The sequence below is a fragment of the Streptomyces sp. NPDC014995 genome (assembly GCF_043080745.1).
Lineage (GTDB): Bacteria > Actinomycetota > Actinomycetes > Streptomycetales > Streptomycetaceae > Streptomyces.
This window is the reverse complement of the sequence record NZ_JBIBVX010000012.1, coordinates 1-15,879: the sequence shown is the minus strand read 5'-3', so window position 1 is coordinate 15,879 and position 15,879 is coordinate 1. Positions and strand designations below refer to the sequence as shown.

The 15,879-nt window shown below is 71.6% G+C and carries 15 protein-coding genes and 1 pseudogene; 10 read left to right on the top strand and 6 right to left on the bottom strand.

The window, feature by feature from the left end; all coding sequences use genetic code 11:
* Positions 1-55: 55 nt before the first annotated feature.
* The gene (locus tag ACF1A1_RS23560; RefSeq protein ID WP_392002441.1) at positions 56-889 is read left to right on the top strand and encodes a DUF817 domain-containing protein; all 834 of its coding nucleotides are present in this window, start codon (positions 56-58) and stop codon (positions 887-889) included.
* Here ACF1A1_RS23560 and ACF1A1_RS23555 read toward each other — a convergent pair.
* The gene (locus tag ACF1A1_RS23555) at positions 859-1,074 is read right to left on the bottom strand and encodes a hypothetical protein (protein ID WP_392002440.1); all 216 of its coding nucleotides are present in this window, start codon (positions 1,072-1,074) and stop codon (positions 859-861) included. The genes ACF1A1_RS23560 and ACF1A1_RS23555 overlap by 31 nt on opposite strands.
* A 462-nt stretch (positions 1,075-1,536) precedes the next feature.
* The gene (locus tag ACF1A1_RS23550) at positions 1,537-1,818 is read right to left on the bottom strand and encodes a metal-sensitive transcriptional regulator (protein WP_392002439.1); all 282 of its coding nucleotides are present in this window, start codon (positions 1,816-1,818) and stop codon (positions 1,537-1,539) included.
* A 213-nt stretch (positions 1,819-2,031) separates the two neighbouring features.
* Between ACF1A1_RS23550 and ACF1A1_RS23545 the strand changes: the two genes are divergently transcribed.
* The 4 genes from ACF1A1_RS23545 to ACF1A1_RS23530 all read left to right on the top strand — a co-directional run bounded on the left by ACF1A1_RS23545 (position 2,032) and on the right by ACF1A1_RS23530 (position 5,464).
* Positions 2,032-3,390, top strand: a complete 1,359-nt coding sequence (locus ACF1A1_RS23545) for a rhodanese-like domain-containing protein (RefSeq protein ID WP_392002437.1) — start codon at positions 2,032-2,034, stop codon at positions 3,388-3,390.
* A 117-nt stretch (positions 3,391-3,507) separates the two neighbouring features.
* Positions 3,508-3,921, top strand: a complete 414-nt coding sequence (locus ACF1A1_RS23540; protein WP_392002436.1) for a rhodanese-like domain-containing protein — start codon at positions 3,508-3,510, stop codon at positions 3,919-3,921.
* Positions 3,918-4,661: a sulfite exporter TauE/SafE family protein gene (locus tag ACF1A1_RS23535; protein ID WP_392002434.1), complete on the top strand. Its 744-nt coding sequence runs from the start codon at positions 3,918-3,920 to the stop codon at positions 4,659-4,661. Before ACF1A1_RS23540 ends, ACF1A1_RS23535 begins: the two co-directional genes overlap by 4 nt.
* A 227-nt stretch (positions 4,662-4,888) precedes the next feature.
* Entirely contained in the window at positions 4,889-5,464 is a 576-nt protein-coding gene (locus ACF1A1_RS23530; protein ID WP_392002433.1) for a rhodanese-like domain-containing protein, read from the top strand.
* A 222-nt stretch (positions 5,465-5,686) separates the two neighbouring features.
* Here ACF1A1_RS23530 and ACF1A1_RS23525 read toward each other — a convergent pair whose 3' ends face one another.
* The 3 genes from ACF1A1_RS23525 to ACF1A1_RS23515 form a co-directional block, all read right to left on the bottom strand.
* Positions 5,687-6,358 (bottom strand): nucleotidyl transferase AbiEii/AbiGii toxin family protein, encoded by a 672-nt coding sequence (locus ACF1A1_RS23525; protein ID WP_392002431.1) that lies wholly within the window; start codon positions 6,356-6,358, stop codon positions 5,687-5,689.
* 318 nt (positions 6,359-6,676) lie between these two features.
* On the bottom strand, positions 6,677-7,720 hold the full coding sequence (locus ACF1A1_RS23520) for an STAS domain-containing protein (protein WP_392002429.1): 1,044 nt from the start codon (positions 7,718-7,720) through the stop codon (positions 6,677-6,679).
* 506 nt (positions 7,721-8,226) lie between these two features.
* A complete protein-coding gene (locus ACF1A1_RS23515; protein ID WP_392002428.1) occupies positions 8,227-9,225 on the bottom strand; it encodes an ABC transporter substrate-binding protein in 999 nt (332 codons plus the stop codon).
* Positions 9,226-9,338: 113 nt separating this feature from the next.
* Between ACF1A1_RS23515 and ACF1A1_RS23510 the strand changes: the two genes are divergently transcribed.
* The 4 genes from ACF1A1_RS23510 to ACF1A1_RS23495 all read left to right on the top strand — a co-directional run bounded on the left by ACF1A1_RS23510 (position 9,339) and on the right by ACF1A1_RS23495 (position 13,537).
* Positions 9,339-10,418: a FecCD family ABC transporter permease gene (locus tag ACF1A1_RS23510; protein ID WP_392002427.1), complete on the top strand. Its 1,080-nt coding sequence runs from the start codon at positions 9,339-9,341 to the stop codon at positions 10,416-10,418.
* A complete protein-coding gene (locus ACF1A1_RS23505; protein ID WP_392002426.1) occupies positions 10,415-11,470 on the top strand; it encodes a FecCD family ABC transporter permease in 1,056 nt (351 codons plus the stop codon). The genes ACF1A1_RS23510 and ACF1A1_RS23505 overlap by 4 nt, the downstream gene beginning before the upstream one ends.
* Before the next feature lies 1 nt (position 11,471).
* Complete coding sequence (locus tag ACF1A1_RS23500) at positions 11,472-12,305, top strand: ABC transporter ATP-binding protein (protein WP_392002425.1); 834 nt, start codon at positions 11,472-11,474, stop codon at positions 12,303-12,305.
* Between the two features lie 434 nt (positions 12,306-12,739).
* Positions 12,740-13,537, top strand: a complete 798-nt coding sequence (locus ACF1A1_RS23495) for a hypothetical protein (protein WP_392002424.1) — start codon at positions 12,740-12,742, stop codon at positions 13,535-13,537.
* A gap of 49 nt (positions 13,538-13,586) precedes the next feature.
* Here ACF1A1_RS23495 and ACF1A1_RS23490 read toward each other — a convergent pair whose 3' ends face one another.
* Complete coding sequence (locus ACF1A1_RS23490) at positions 13,587-13,814, bottom strand: hypothetical protein (protein WP_392002423.1); 228 nt, start codon at positions 13,812-13,814, stop codon at positions 13,587-13,589.
* Between the two features lie 432 nt (positions 13,815-14,246).
* Between ACF1A1_RS23490 and ACF1A1_RS23485 the strand changes: the two are divergent.
* Positions 14,247-14,618: pseudogene (locus tag ACF1A1_RS23485) on the top strand (tyrosine-type recombinase/integrase); the annotation flags it as partial.
* Positions 14,619-15,879: the final 1,261 nt, after the last annotated feature.

Below are 15,879 nucleotides of genomic sequence, written 5' to 3'. Positions count from 1 at the left end.
GGGATGCGGCCGGGCCGCAACCCGGAGGGGTGGCAGGCCCGTCCTACAGGGCACCATGTTCACTTCAAGTGCGCTCACCCCGTTGTCCTCACCGGTTCGCCAGCTGCTCGACTTCGCCTGGACGCAGACCCGGGCCTGTGCGTTCGCCATCGCCCTGCTGTCCGGGGTGGCGGCGTCCACGGTGCTGCCGTCCCATCTCCCCGTGGCCCGCTACGACCTGCTCGTCGCCTACGGGGTGCTCCTCACGCTGCTGTTCTGGATGCGGGGCTGGGAGAACGGACGGGACATCGCCGTCGTCGCCGCCTGTCACGTCATCGGCCTGGCCTTCGAGCTGGTGAAGGTGTCGCTCGGCTCGTGGAGCTACCCGGAGCCGGCCGTCCTGAAATTCGCGGGCGTCCCGCTGTACGGCGGCTTCCTCTACGCGGCCGTCGGCAGTTACGTCTGCCGTGCCTGGCACCTGTTCGACCTGGAACTCGTCCGCTACCGCCCGCGGGCGACCGCACTCGTGGCCGCGGCCATCTACGTCAACTTCTTCAGCCACCACTGGCTGCCCGACGCACGGTGGCCGCTGGCCGCGCTGCTCCTGACCGTCACCGCGGGTACCTGGGTGCGGTACACGGTCAGAGGCGTGCGCCGACGGATGCCGCTGGCGTTGTCGTTCGTCCTGATCGGCTTCTTCCTGTGGGTGGCGGAGAACCTCGCCACTTATGTCGGCGCGTGGCGCTATCCCTACCAGATGGACGGCTGGCAACCGGTCGGCGTGGACAAGTTCGGTGCCTGGTCCCTGCTGATCAGCATCACCTTCGTCCTGGCGGCGTTCGGCCGCGTACGCGAACGCGGGGGAGGGCGCGCCGCCGGTCAGCGGTGGGTGAGGTCCGAGGCGCTGTAGCGGCAGTGCGTGCCGTCCGGGCCACTGCCCAGTTCGCGCGGTTCCGCGCCGGTGTCGTCGCCCCGGAACCGCTCGCACACGGTGATGCTCCTGCCGCCGTCGCCCACGAAGGTCACGCCCGAGATCGTGTCGCTGTCGCCGTGGTTGGCGTCGACACCCGCCAGGACCTTCCCCGGGCTCGTCACCCGCACGTCGCTGATACGCGCGCCGCCGCCGTCGACCGGATACCCGGCCGAGGCGGATGTGCCCTCGAAGGTGGCCGCGTCCTCTGAAGGTGGCCGCGTCCTCGCCGACGTCCTCCCACCACGTTCCGCAGCGTGCAACTCCCCAGGCAGTGCACGCCGTCGGGGCGGGGACGGGGGCGGGGCGCCGAGGATCACGTTCTTCAGCACAGCGCCGTCGGCGAGCTCGAACAGCGGTCCCCGATCCCCCCTGGCCGCCCGTGCTCAGGTCGCCGGCGCCGCGGAAACGCTTCAGGCCGCCGTCGTAGGAGCCGGACACCTCGATGGTCGCGGTCACCGCCCGCTCGCCGGCGACGGCGGGACCCGGCGAGCGGTGACGCCCGTCGGGGTCAGGGCGGTGATGCGCCGTGCCCCGTCAGGGGTCGCACGTGCGGGACCGCCACCCCCGCGACGCCCCGGACCGGCTCAGGCGAGAGACAGGAAGAGCTTCTCCAGCCGGGCCCGCATCTGCTCCCGGTCTCCGTCGGCGGCCATCTCGGAGTCGGTGAGGCAGCGCTGCAAGCCGGTGGCGATGATCGCGAAACCCGCCTTGTCCAGGGCGCGCGACGCCGCGGCGAGCTGCGTGACCACGTCCTCGCAGTCACGCCCCTCCTCGATCATCCTGATCACCCCGGCGATCTGGCCCTGCGCCCGACGCAGGCGGTTGACCACCGCCTTCAGCTCGTCCGCCGCCATCTCCAGTTCCACGCGCACTCCTCCGGTATACCCCGCTGGGTATCTTACCCGGCGGCCGTACTCGGGCGGCGAAGCGCGAAAGCCGCCCCCGCTCTCTCGCCCGCCCCGCCGCCTTCTCGTCCGCACTCTCTCGCCCCCACCTCTCTTCTGAATACCCCCGGGGGTACCCGTGCTACGGTGATTCGTATACCCCCGGGGGTAATTTCCGAGGAAGGGAGTGTCCCGATGTTCTTCGTAGACACCATCGAGCTCGAGGGGCTGGGCAACCGCAGTTACCTGGCCGGTGGCAGGCACACGGCCGTGGCGGTGGACCCGCCGCGGGACATCGACCAGGTGCTGGCGGCCGCCGCCCGGCGCGGAGTGCGGATAGCGCACGTGGTGGAGACCCACGTCCACAACGACTACGTCACCGGCGGTCCGGAACTGGCCCGGGTGACGGGCGCCGCCTATCTGGTGCCGGCCGCGGCGCGCGTGTCGTTCGCCCGCGTGCCGGTGGCCGACGGCGATGTGACGGACATCGACGCGGGACTGGCCCTGCGGGCGGTCGCCACCCCGGGGCACACCCCCCATCACACCTCCTACGTGCTGGAGGAGGCAGGCCTGCCGGTGGCCGCGTTCACCGGCGGTTCCCTGCTGATCGGCACCGTGGGCCGTCCTGATCTGGTCGAACCCCGTCTGACCGAGCGACTGGCGCGCGCCCAGCACGCCTCGGCGCACCGGCTGGCGGCCGAGCTGCCGGACGAGACGCCCGTCCTGCCCACGCACGGCTTCGGCAGCTTCTGCTCCTCGGCGCAGGCCGAGGGCGACGCCACCACGATCGGCAAGGAGAAGGCCGTGAACGTGGCGCTGACCGCGGACGTGGACTCCTTCGTCGCCCACCTGCTGGCCGAACTCGACGACGTCCCCGCCTACTACACGCACATGGGACCGGCCAATGCCGCCGGCCCCGCCCCGGTGGACCTGACCCCGCCGGCCGTCGCGGACGCCGAGGAGATCGCCGCCCGGCTGGCCGCCGGTGAGTGGGTGGTCGATCTGCGCAGCCGCATCGCGTTCGCCGAGGGGCATGTCGCCGGCTCGTTCAACTTCGAGGCGGACGGCAGGATCGCCACGTACCTGGCCTGGATGATCCCGTGGGGCAGGCCGGTCACGCTGCTGGCCGAGTCCCCGGAGCAACTGGCGGCGGCCCAGCGCGAGCTGGTCCGGGTCGGCATCGACCGCCCCGCGGCCGCCGCCACCGGCACACCGGACGAGTGGGTGCCGGAGGGAGTCCGGCCGGCCTCCTTCCCACGCTCCACGTTCGCCGGGCTGGCCGAGCGGGGCACGGACGGAGTCGTCGTCCTCGACGTGCGACGGGCCTCGGAACGAGCCGCCGCGCACATCGAGGGCTCCGTGCACATCCCGGTCCACGACCTGCACAAGCGGCTGGACGAGGTACCGGCGGGCACGGTGTGGGTGCACTGTGCCGGCGGTATGCGCGCCGGGATCGCCGCCTCGCTGCTCGATGCCGCGGGCCGCGACGTGGTGGCCGTGGACGACGGGTTCGCCGCCGCCGCCGAGGCCGGACTGAACGTGGTCACCGGCTGAGCCGGGCCGCCACCGGCCGAACCCTTCTCCGAATCCACCGGCCGACCCCTTCTCCGAGGCCGAACCCTTCTCCGACCCACCGGCCGAACCCATTTCCCAGCTTTTGAGAGGTCGAGCATGTCCCTGTTCCGACACGGTGAGGACCGGTGGGGAGACCCCCGCGCAGCCACCGGCGTCCCGCTGGGCGTCGACCGTGTGACGGTCGACGAGGCCCTCCGGCGTACCGCGGGCGATGACGCCGGGGCCGTCCTGCTGGACGTACGGGAGAGGCCCGAGTGGGACGCCGGGCATGCGCCCGGTGCCGTGCACGTCCCGCTGTCCCGGCTGGTCACGGGGGCGGCGCTGCCGACCACCGTCCAGGGCCGGCCGCTGGTGGTGATGTGCCGCAGCGGCAACCGCTCGCGGCATGCCGTCGCCCTGCTGACCGCACGCGGCGTCGAGGCCGTCGACGTCCTGGGCGGCATACGGGCGTGGGCCGCCGCGGGTCACCCGGTGGTCGACGAACGCGGGAACAGCGGCTCCCCGGCATGACCGGTCTGGTTCTCGCACTCGTCGCGGGCGCCGTCATCGGCCTCGCCCTCGGCGGCCTCGGCGGTGGCGGCAGTGTCCTGGCGGTGCCCGCCCTGATCTACCTCCTCGGCTTCACCCCGGCGGAAGCGACCACCGCGAGCCTGATCATCGTCACGCTCACCTCGGTCACGGCCCTGACCGGACATGCCCGGGACGGCACCGTGGCCTGGCGCACCGGGCTGCTTTTCGCCGCCGCGGGTATCGTGCCCGCGATGCTTGCCGGGGCGGCCGCCGACCAGCTGCCGCAGCCTGTGCTCACCACGGCCTTCGCCGTCGTCGCGGGACTGGCGGCCCTGCGGATGCTGCGTCCCGGGCGCACCGAGTCGTCCGGCCCCGTCCGTCCCGGAAGGGCCGGTGCCGCCGGAGCCGGACTGGGCGCGGTGACCGGGTTCCTGGGCGTGGGCGGCGGCTTCCTCGCCGTACCCGCCCTGGTGGACGTCCTCGGCCTGGCCATGCGCACCGCAGCGGGCACCAGCCTGCTGGTCGTCACGATCAACTCGCTGGCCGCGCTCACCGCTCGCGCCGGCACCGGGACCCACCTGGACTGGGCGGTGATCGCGCCCTTCACCGGGGCTGCGATCCTGGGCGCCTGGGACGGCAAACGCCTGTCGAGGAAGGTCGAGGGCGAGACGCTCCAGAGGCTCTTCGCCCACGTCCTGCTCGCGGTGGCCGCCTTCATGCTCATCGACGTACTCGTGTGAGTGGGTGAGTGGGTGAGTGGGTGAGTGGGTGAGTGCGTGAGTGGTGAGCGGCTGAGCTGGTGAGTGTCCGAGTTCCGGCCGACGGCCCCTCGGCTGCTGCCGCCGCTGCCGCTGCCGCTGCCGCTCCCGACGAGCGACACCCGCCCGTTCCGATCGACCCGGCCCCCTCAGGTCACGTTCACAACAACTCGTCAGGTCCCGTTCACACCAAGAGGAAGACACCTGCCATGACCACGCCCACCACCCTCGACCCCCGCCAGGCCCACTCCCGCCTCCACGAGCTGACCGTCATCGACGTGCGCACCCCCGGCGAGTACGCGGGCGGCCACCTGCCCGGCGCCCTCAACATCCCCCTCGACCAGCTCGACCGGGCCCTGACCGACATCCGTACCGCCGCCGAGGGCGGCGACATCCTCGTCGTCTGCGCCTCCGGCGCCCGCTCGGAGAACGCCTGCCGCGTCCTCGCCGAGAACGGCATCACCACCGCCACGCTGGCCGGAGGCACCAGCGCATGGGCGGCCCAGGGCCACGACCTGCACCGGCCCACGGGCACCACGAAGGCCACCTGGAGCATGGAACGCCAGGTCCGGCTCACCGCCGGTTCCGTGGTTCTGCTCGGCCTCCTGCTCGGCCTGGTCGTCCACCCGGCCTTCCAGCTGCTGTCCGCCGGCATCGCCGCCGGCCTGGTCTTCTCCGCCCTGACCGACACCTGCGGAATGGCGGCCATGCTCGCCAGGCTTCCCCACAACCGCCCCCGCCGGGCCGACCTGGACGCCACGCTCGCCCGGCTGCGCGGCAACTGACCGGGGGCCTCGATGCCGGGGCGTGTCGCTGGTGGTCGTTTCGCTACTGCGGACGCGGCTCCGGCTGCGTGCTCCGGCTGCGGGCTCCGGGCTCCGGGGCCAGGACCGGACGGACAGTTCCTTCGGGGGACCGGTGCCGGAGACGTCAGTCCTGCTGCGGGGACCTTGTCCTCCTCCGAAGACGTCAGTCCTGCTGCGGGGGCCTCGTTCTCCTCCGGAGCCTCACTCCTCCTCCGGAGGAGACGATTCGAGGAGTCGCTCCGCGATGTCGTCCGCCCAGTCCTGCGCCCACCGGCGGAGTTCGGCGATGGCCCGGTCGTCGAGCCCGTAGGCGGCGAACTCCCTGTCGTCGATCCAGTCCGCGCCGACCAGGCGGGCTTGGACGTCGGTGAGGTCGAAGGTCTCGGGGGCGTGGCGCCGGCCCAGTTCTTCGAGTTCGGGGTGGCTCCAGTGTGCGGAGGCGGCGTGTACGTCGACGAGGTCGCGGGCGAGACCACGGTCGGCCAGCGCGCGGACCCTGGTGCCGACCGCGTCTTCGAGGGAGAGGGCCAGACCCGGTTCCGTACGGACCGGTGGGCGCCAGAGAACCTCTTTGAAGACGTTGACCTCGCACTCCTCACGCGTGGCCGGGTCGCTGACGATCAGTCGGGCGGAGAGCGGGTCGGTCTCCGACGATTGGACGAGCCATCCCCGTTCCTCCAAGCCGGCCCGGACCGTGGTGGCGATGTCCTCCATCGCGGCCGGGTTCTCGGTGGCGACGTCCACGTCCTGGCTGACGCGCTCCACCAGGCCGTGAGCCTGGACGGCGTGGCTGCCGCTGAGCGCGAGCGGATAGTCGGCGCCCACGGCGAGGACGTCGGCCAGGAGACGCTGGTGCGGACCGGTCAGTTCCACGCAACGGCCCGGGCGTGCGGTGACAGTTCGCTGAAGGCGGCTTCCCGGAAATCCGTGACCCCGGACCGGGCCGGATACGAGGGCGGACGAACCGTCCCGTGAGCGGGGCCGCGGAGCCCGGTGAGCTCCCGGGGCAGCCGCCGGGCGTGTTGCGCGCGCCGCGACTGGGACACGGAGGACGGTGAGGCCATGCCCTGATTATCGCGCGCGGGCCTTGCGCGGCGCGGTGATCGACGTGGCTCGGCTCGGCTGTCGGTGCCGGCTGCCGAAGGGCGCTCGCCCGGGCCGTCGGCTCATCGACCGCGACAGTCGTCCTGATCACCGGCCTGCCGGTGACGGGTCGGCCGGTGACCGGCCTGCCAGGGGCAGGATCAGCAGGCAGGGGGCGACAGGGCCGGGCAGTCCGACGATCTCTCCCATGTTCCGCCAGCCCCAGGACTGGAAAGCCGCGTGTCCGGCCCGGTCGGCCGGATGGAGCAGGGCGACTCCGAGGGCGGCGTGCCGGTCGGCGAGCAGACGCCGTTGCAGGCGGCGGGCGATGTCGCGGCGCTGGGCGTGCGGATGTGCCACGACCTGGGTGAGGACGACGAAGCGGGCGCAGGAGGTCAGCCGCTGGATGCCCTCCTGCAGCGTACGGTCGAACCCCTGGCGGCCCGGGCCGCCGGGGTCCACCGGAAACCCGAAGGCACAACCGACCAGCACCGTCGTCTCGGCGATCAGCAGCGCGAAACCGGGGCGCCGGGCACTGACGGCCAGACGGCGCAGGAAGTCGTCCCGGTCCTGGTACCTCTCGCTCGGGGTGCCCGCGACCGACGCCACCGCCAGGTCCGCGATGTCCTCCCGCATGTCCTCGGCCTGCCAGCGGGTCAGCCGACGCAGGCGGATCCCGTCCGTGAGGTCCGGGACCGTGACCGGGACCGGTACTGCTACTGGTACCGGCCCGCGAGCAGGGGCATCAGGCGTCCACATCCCCCCGGGGATCGCCGTACTGGAGGGGGCTGTTTCCAGGGAGTCGGGGGCCGGGGCGGCCGGCGCGGGAGGCGTGTGGGCCTCCATGAGCAGGGGAGTGGAGCCGGTGAGGGCGAGGAGCCGGGTGATCTGCGCGCAGGGGTGGTGCAGCCGCAGGGAGGCGTGCACCCGTCCGGCCCGCCGTGACGCCGAGAGGAAGACGTCCAGGCCCCTGGCATCGCAGGAGCCGACGGTGGTCAGGTCGACGTCGATGAAGGTGACGCCGTCGCGCAGGCACTGCTCCAGTGCCGCCCGTAGCAGCGGCGTCGTCGCCGGTCCGATCTCACCGGCGAGCGTGACGAGCGCTCCCTCTCCCCGGTTCCGTCGGTGGATGTCCAGCCGGGAAAGTGCCATCACGCCTCCCCTCGACAGGGGCGCGGGCCGGCACGGACACGCGGTGGGGCGCGGCCATGACGGGCTCGCGTGGAGGTGCTTCGACCGCGGCGGACATGATGCCGACCCGTCTCCGCGCCGACCGCTGCGGCGGCCCTGGGTTCGTCTCTCGCCGAGGACGACCCGGCGCTGCGGCCGGTGTGCGCGATGCCCTCGGTACCTCCACCGTACGTCGCCCCGCAGCCGGAGCGGCCATGGCGCGGGCCGGAATTACGGGCGGAAGAGCGGAGGGTACTTCGTCCACCCGGTGACGGGACGGGTCCCGTCACCGGGGGCGCGGGCATGGGCGCGGCACGGCAGGGCCGCGTGACCCGACACGAGCCGTTCCCACGGCTCCGGGGCAGGTCCGCCCGACGACCACCGAGCCGAGTGTCCGTCCCTCCTGGCGAGGGGCGGACACCGGGTGAGTTTCGGACACCGGGTGAGTGGCGGACACACCGGGTGAGGCGCCGGCCGTGCGTGGGCCGCTACTTCGCCGGGTCGACCTCGAAGATGTCGGCCATGTCGTCGAGGACCAGGTCGGCGCCCTGGAGGGAGACGGAGGTCATCCAGATCTCGTCCTTGACCTCGTGGACGGCGCCGTTCTTGACGGCGGTCAGGCGCTTCCACAGCGGGTTGGCGAAGAACTTCTCCTTGCGCTCCTCGCCGCCGGAGTAGGAGCTGTAGAAGATGACGTCGGCGTCGGCCTGGGCGATCTGCTCCTCGCTGATCTCCAGGTTGAACAGCTCGGGGTCCTGCTGGTTCTTCGGCCGGGCCAGGCCCATGTCCTCGAGGATGATGCCGCTGAAGGTCTTGCGCAGGTAGATGCGGGTCGGACCGTCGAGGAAGCGGACCATGGAGACGGTCGGGTCGCCCTCCTTGGCGTTGATCGCGTCGCCGATCTTCTTCGCCCGGGTCTCGTAGGCGGCGAGCTTCTCCTCGGCCTTGGCCTCCTCGCCGAGCGCCTTGCCCAGGAGGGTGATGTTGTCCTTCCAGAGCGGACCGGTGGTCTCGACGAAGACCGTGGGGGCGATCTCGCCGAGTTGCTCGTAGAGGTCGTCGTGGCGGACGGTGGCGGAGACGATCAGGTCGGGCTTCAGGGCGGCCACGGCCTCGAGGTTCGGGCTCTCCAGCGGGCCGACGTCCTTGGTGTCCTTGACCGCGTCGCCGAGGTAGGGCGGGAACTCCTTCTGGTCACGGTAGGCGCCGATGCCGCCGACCAGCTTGCCGTCGAGCGCGACGACCGCCTCGACCAGGCTGTTGTCCAGGGCCACGATCCGCTGCGGCTTGGCCTTGATCTCGGTGCTGCCCTTGTGGTGCTCGATGGTGCGCGGGAAGCCGGCGGACTTCTCGCCGGCGGCCGCGGCGCTGTCCGTCGTGGCCGCCGAGCCGTCCGGGCCGCCACATGCGGTCAGGCCCGCGGTCAGGGCCGCAGTGAGAAGGAGCGCGCCGATCCGGCCACGGCGCGCAGGGGTGCGGGTGAACATGAAGGCTCCCAGAGCGGATGGTTAGGCAAGGCTTACCTGCGTAAGGACTGGGTGAGCATAACCATGCGGTGTACAGGAAGATCACAGGGGGTGGCCGAAAGTATTTCTTAGGCATGCCTTACCTTGTCCGGGTGTCTGTGACGCCTGCCGCCGCCCCCGCGGATTCCCTCGCTCCGCCCGCCAAACCGCCCCGGCGTCCCGCCGCGCGGTTCGCCGTACCGGCCGTACTGCTCGCCGCGCTGGCCGTCGTGGGCTGCGCCTCGCTGGCGATCGGCACCAAGGCCGTGCCCCTGTCCGACGTCCTGTCCGCGATCGGCGGCGGCACCGACGGCGACGCCGTCGTCGTACGCGAACTACGCATGCCGCGCACCCTGCTGGGGCTGCTCGTCGGCCTGGCACTGGGCGCCGCCGGGGCGGTCGCACAGGACATCACCCGCAACCCGCTGGGCGACCCCGGCCTCATCGGCGTCAGCGCGGGCGGCGCCTTCGCGGTCGCCGCCGGCATCGGGCTGCTCGGGCTGACCAGCTCCTATCAGTACGTGTGGTTCGCCTTCCTCGGCGGGGCACTGGCCGGCCTGCTGGCGTACGCCGTCGGCGGCACCGGACACGGCGGCGCCACCCCCGCCAAACTCGCCCTGGCCGGCGCCGCCGTCACCGTCCTGCTGGACGCCTTCACCAACGCCCTCGTACTGCTCGACTTCCGCACCCTCGACCAGTACCGCTACTGGGCGGTGGGCTCCCTCGCCGGACGCGACGCCCGACTCGCCGTGCAGCTGCTGCCGTTCATCGTCGTCGGGCTGCTGCTCGCACTCGCCCTGAGCGGCCGGCTCAACGCGCTCGCCCTCGGCGACGACCTCGCCACCACCCTGGGCACCCGGGCCCGCACCACCCGGGCCCTCGGCGCCGTCGCGGTCGTCCTGTTGACCGGCGCCGCGGTGGCCGCGGCCGGACCGGTCACCTTCGTCGGCCTGGTCGTGCCCCACGTCGTACGGGCTTTCACCGGCCCCGACGCCCGCTGGCTGGTGCCCTGTTCCGCACTCGGCGGCGCGGTCCTCCTCCTCGGCGCCGACGTGATCGGGCGCATGGTGGTCCGGCCGGGCGAACTGGAGGCCGGAGTGGTCACCGCACTCGTGGGCGCGCCCTTCCTCGCCGCCCTGGTCAAGCGCGGCAAGCTCAAGGAGCACACCCGATGAGACCGCTGCACCTGGAGTCCGGGCCCCTCGGGGCGCGGCTGCGCCCACGCGTCGCCGCCACCGCCGCCGCGCTGGTGCTGGCCGGCTTCGCCACGCTGGTCGCCTCGGTGTCGCTGGGCACCTTCTCCCTACCCGTCGCCGACGTACTCGGCGCGCTGTTCGGCACCGGGTCCGGTGACGCCGACCTGATCGTGCACCAACTGCGGCTGCCCCGCGCGCTCACCGCCCTGCTGGTCGGTGCCGCGTTCGGAACCGCGGGCGCCGTCTACCAGGCCGTCACCCGCAACCCGCTCGCCAGCCCCGACCTCATCGGCATCTCCGCCGGCGCCGGGGCGGGCGCCGTCGGAGCCATCCTGATCGGTGGCGTCACCGCGGCCGGGTCGGGCACCTTCGGCGCGGTCCCGTTCGGCGCGCTGGCCGGTGCGCTGGCCACCGCCACGGTGATCTACCTGCTGGCCTGGCGGGGCGGCACCATCACCGGCTACCGCTTCGTGCTGGTCGGCATCGCCGCCAACGGCGCCCTCGCCGCCCTGACCCGCTGGATGCTGGCCCGCGCCGACATCGACCAGGCCGCCCGCGCCATGGTGTGGCTCACCGGCAGCCTCAACGGCCGCTCCTACGACCACGTCCAATGGGTCGGCCTCGCGCTGCTGCTGCTCGTCCCCCTCACCGTCGCCCTGGCCCGCGCCTACCAACTCCTCCAGTTCGACGACGACACCGCCCTCACGCTCGGCATCCGCATCGGCCGGGCCCGCATCGCGCTGCTGCTGCTCGCCACCTGCCTGGCCGCGCTCGCCACCGCCGCCGCCGGACCGGTCGCCTTCATCGCGCTGGGCGCCCCGCAGATCGCCCGCCGCCTCGCCGGCACCGCCGGGATCCCGCTCCTCCTCAGCGGACTGACCGGCGCCGTGCTCCTGCTGCTCGCCGACCTGACCGCCCGCCTGGTCTTCTCCCCGACCGAACTGCCGGTCGGCATCATCACCGGCGCCGTCGGCGCCCCGTACCTGTTGCTGTTGCTCGCCCGCGCCAACCGGGCCGGAAAGGGAGGCTGACATGACCGCCACGCCCAACGCGCCTGTCAAGCGCGGGACTTCGCTGGACGGATCCGGGCTCCGTCTGACCTACGGCGACCGCGTCGTCGCCGACGGACTCGACCTCGACATCCCCGCGGGCAAGGTCACCGCCCTGGTCGGACCCAACGCCTGCGGCAAGTCCACCGCCCTGCGCGCCCTGGCCCGCCTCCTCAAGCCCGCCGCCGGGACCGTCCACCTCGACGGCCATGACCTCGCCGACTTCCCGGCCCGCGAACTCGCCCTCCAGCTCGCCCTGCTGCCGCAGACCCCCACCGCACCGGACGGCATCACCGTCCGCGACCTGGTGGCCCGCGGCCGGACCCCGCACCAACGCTGGTGGCGCCAGTGGTCCTCCGCCGACGAAGCCGTCGTCGACCGCGTCTTGTTGGCCACCGGCACCGCCGCCCTCGCCGACCGTTCCCTGGACGAGCTGTCCGGCGGTCAGCGCCAGCGCGTGTGGATCGCCATGGCCCTGGCCCAGGACACTCCCGTCCTCCTCCTGGACGAGCCGACCACCTACCTCGACCTCGCCCACCAGGTCGACGTCCTCGAACTCGTCGCCCACCTCAACCGCACCGAGGGCCGCACGGTCGTCATGGTGCTGCACGAACTCAACCTCGCCTGCCGCTACGCCGACCACCTCGTCGCCCTGCGCGCCGGCCGGGTGATGGCCGCCGGGCCGCCGTCCGAGATCGTCACCCCACAACTCGTCCAGGACGTGTTCGACCTGCCGGCGACGGTCATCGCATGCCCGGTCGCAGGCACCCCACTCGTCATCCCCGAGGGCGGCCGCCAGACGACCGGCGACGACTGATCGGGCCTTCGACCGGCCGACCCGAAGCGGAAGCCGAAGACCCCGGACCATGATTGATCCAGGGCACCGTGCCTGGTGCCCCCGGCAGGATGTGAACCCGCGACACCCGCCCCAGGAGTTCCATCCGCAGGCGGCCCGGCCCTGCCCTGCCCTGCCCTGCCCGACGGACTCTGGCGAGCCTTCTCGACCCGGAGGAGGGCGCTGTGTCCGGTGCCCTTCCTCGTCCTTCGTCCTCGTTGAGGAGCCGTGGAAGTCACCGGGTTGGCGGTCCCGGCTCGTTGTCCGTGACCTGTGTTTCACTCTGGGCCACTCTGTTTCACTCTCTGGCCATGGACGAAAAGGAACTGCTCACGGCCGTCACCTCCTTGGTCCGGCCGGGCGGACGGGAGTTGGTGTGCAGCGAGCGTGGGCACCCATCGGGGCATGTGTGCCTGATGGCCTCCGACGCAGTCGACCTGCCCACTGTCCTCGAGGAATTCAGCCGCCGGTACGGACGGCCGCGCAACCTCGCCATGGGCGGCTACGTCGATCCGACGGTGACCGAGCGGACCGGGCTGCCGCTCCTTGCCCCCTTCGCCGGGGAGATGGTCGAGTTGCGCGGGTGGGCGTCGGGCAGTCGGTGGATCGGCTGCGGCGCGGTCCGTGCCGGTGACGGCGAACAACTGGTGGTGCTCGTGGCGGAGCAGGCTCCACCGTCGCCGGCTGCACCGCCAGAGGGGTCCTGGGTGGACTCCCTCCTCCGGGTCACGGGTCGGGACACGCGGGACGCCGCGCAGCCCTGGGCGGAGATCGAAGCAGAGATGGGGACCGAACTGCCCAGTGACTACAAGCAGTTGTGCGAGGCCTTCGGCGTCGGCGAGTTCTCGCAGGTGGTGTCGGTGTGGTGCGCCGACGGGACCCGCGTGACGGATCTCCTGAGGATGTGGCGCGTTCTGCTGGAGGACGACGACCCCTTGGCCGGCCCGTTCGCGCCGTATCCGATCCACGTGCCCGGGACGACAGGCGGCCTGATTCCATGGGGAACTTCGCGTGCGGCCGACATGTTCTTCTGGCAGGTCACGGACGGCGCGGTGGACGCGTGGCCGGTCCTCGCCAGGATGGAGGACGCCGAGGAGTGGGACCGTTACGAGATGCCCGCCACGGAGTTCCTGTACCGGATCCTCACCGATCCCGGTTTCCGGCCCTACTCGGTGGCTCAGGCCGTACTCGAGCCGTCCTTCGACGCTGTCTGAACGGTTCCGTGAGCGGTACCTCGCCGGACGCCGGCCAGGCGTGCGGGTCCTACTCGTACACCGTCGCCGCCCGCAGGGCCCGGGCAAAGAAACGCCAGTCACCGTTGACGGGCAACTCGCGGCCGGCATTGCCGTACCAGCCGTCCGCATCGTCGATCCACGCAGCCAGGGCCTCCAGGAACCCAGCGAGGTCCCGGTTCTCCCACGAGTCGCCCTCCTCGGCTTGGCTGCGGTGCAGGGCACGCACGAAGGACACGAGGTCTTCTCTACTGCTCACGCGGTCAGCAGACGCGGTCACGCGCGGCACCTTAATCGGCTGTTGTGGTTGCCGTACCCCGCTGCTGTGCTCGCTACAGCTTGATCAGTCCTGGGCGGGCGTCTGGGCGCCCGTGCGCCAGGATGCGCGGCAGCACCTCACGCATGCGTGCCACGTCCGCCGCGGGCGCCCGGAGCAGGACCTCAACGACGGGATCGGCCAAGCCGAGGGCGTCCAACGACGAGGGATCCAACACCCGCCAAGCCAGCATGCTCGGCCGCATGCGATCAACAGATCGTCGCCTGCGGAGGGGATGTGGTGAGCATGAGGCCCGGGGGTGAACCGTCGACCGGCCAGCAGGTTGGCGTCAGCACGGCATTGCTCGTCCTCGACCTGATGGTCATCGCCTGGCTGCTGTAGGGCTACGGGATAACGGGGTGGGCTGACAGCAAGCTCGCGCCGCTTCGCTGGCACCGGCTGCGGCAACGGGAGGCGTTCGTGCGCACCGGGGTTGAGTGGTCAGAGAAGGGCTACGTCTTCGCCACGCGGAACGGCCGACCGGTCGAGCCGCGGAACGTCTACCGGTCCTTCACGCGGGTTGCGGCCGATGCGGGGCTGCGGGTGGTCCGGCTGCACGACGCACGGAACGGGTACGCGACGCTGCTGACGACGGCCGGTGTCGCACCGATGGTCATCATGGAGATCCTGGGGCACCGCCGGATCAGCATCACGATGGACGTGTACACGCACGTCGTGCACGACACGCAGCGGGAAGCAATCAGCCACATGGACCGGCTGCTCAAACGCCGCCTGCCCAGCGTCTAAAAGTCACACAGAGAGGCCCTGGCCGTACCTGGGTACGGCCGGGGCAGGCCTCTGGGCAGCCACATCCGTGATCGACATGCAGTGATTCATCTGCCGTGCGAATCTCACGTGTGTAAGGCCCATCGGATCAGCTCCTGAGGAGGTCCGTCATGAGCAAGAGAGATCCGGAAGAACGTTTCACAGACGCGGGTCGCAAGGTACCCGCCGAAGCTGACGAGGACCCAAGTCGAAGCGGGCGTGGCAAGGCATCCGCCGAAGCTGTAGGGATAGGCAACCCGCGTGGCCGCATACCTGCCGAAACTCAAGAGGCTGAGGAAGACGACGGGTCCGCAGACGGCCGCTGAGGGCTGCGGGTTGGTGCGGTCTGGGGGCGTCTTTGTTTGGAGCTCAGGCCGCGAGGAGCCGCTTCGACGTCTCATGCTCCGACGCCAGGCACCAACCTCAGCTGTGGGGAGCCCCCCGTCACCAGAGCGGCAGGGGGCTCACGCTCGACGGGGGAGCGCTTTTCGTCCGCACCCGGGACGTCACCAGCGCCGCGCAGCCCTCCGTGCCCGGCAGCAGCGGCGCGTGCAGAGGCGTCTGCGCGACGGCTGGGGTCGACGGCAGGTGGCGCCTCTGCAATCCCGAAGGATCGCCGACGTCGAACGTGAAGCCTTAGTCGGGTAGCTGAGGCGACTGCCGTCAACGGCTGCCGTTCAAAAGGCCCCGGACCATGATCGGTCCCGGGCCTTTTGCCTGGTGCCCCCGGCAGGATTCGAACTTGCGACACCCGCTTCAGGAGTTCGATCCGAGCCCGCTCAGACGGCTGTCGTCGACTGGTGCGACAGCCGGACAGGGGTGCTGGTGTACACCCCCATCCGGCGTCGTTGATGTCAGCCGTGGATATCAGAAGCTTGCGGTTGCGTGGCGTCGCTACGGCGCGGGGTTGCTCTCCGGCGCCTGGCGAGGCGGCGCCAGGCCACCCAGAGATTGATCACAAGCAGGACCGCCCCTGCGATGGGCCAGCCCATGGATCCACCTTTGCGGTAGGTCTCGATGCCCACCGCCAACAGCATGACGCCGATCACTGGGCCCATCAGGTCCTCGATAGGCAGGCTCGGCCGGCCCGTCGTTCTCCCCCTGACTCCCCAGCGTCAGCAGGCTGCCGGCCTCGGCCGAGGGCAAACGGGGCTTGACCCCGGATCTTGGACACCCGAGACACTTGGATCTTGAGTCCAGGAGAACGGATGTCCCGTGGTCATGAAGCACTATCCGCCGGAGT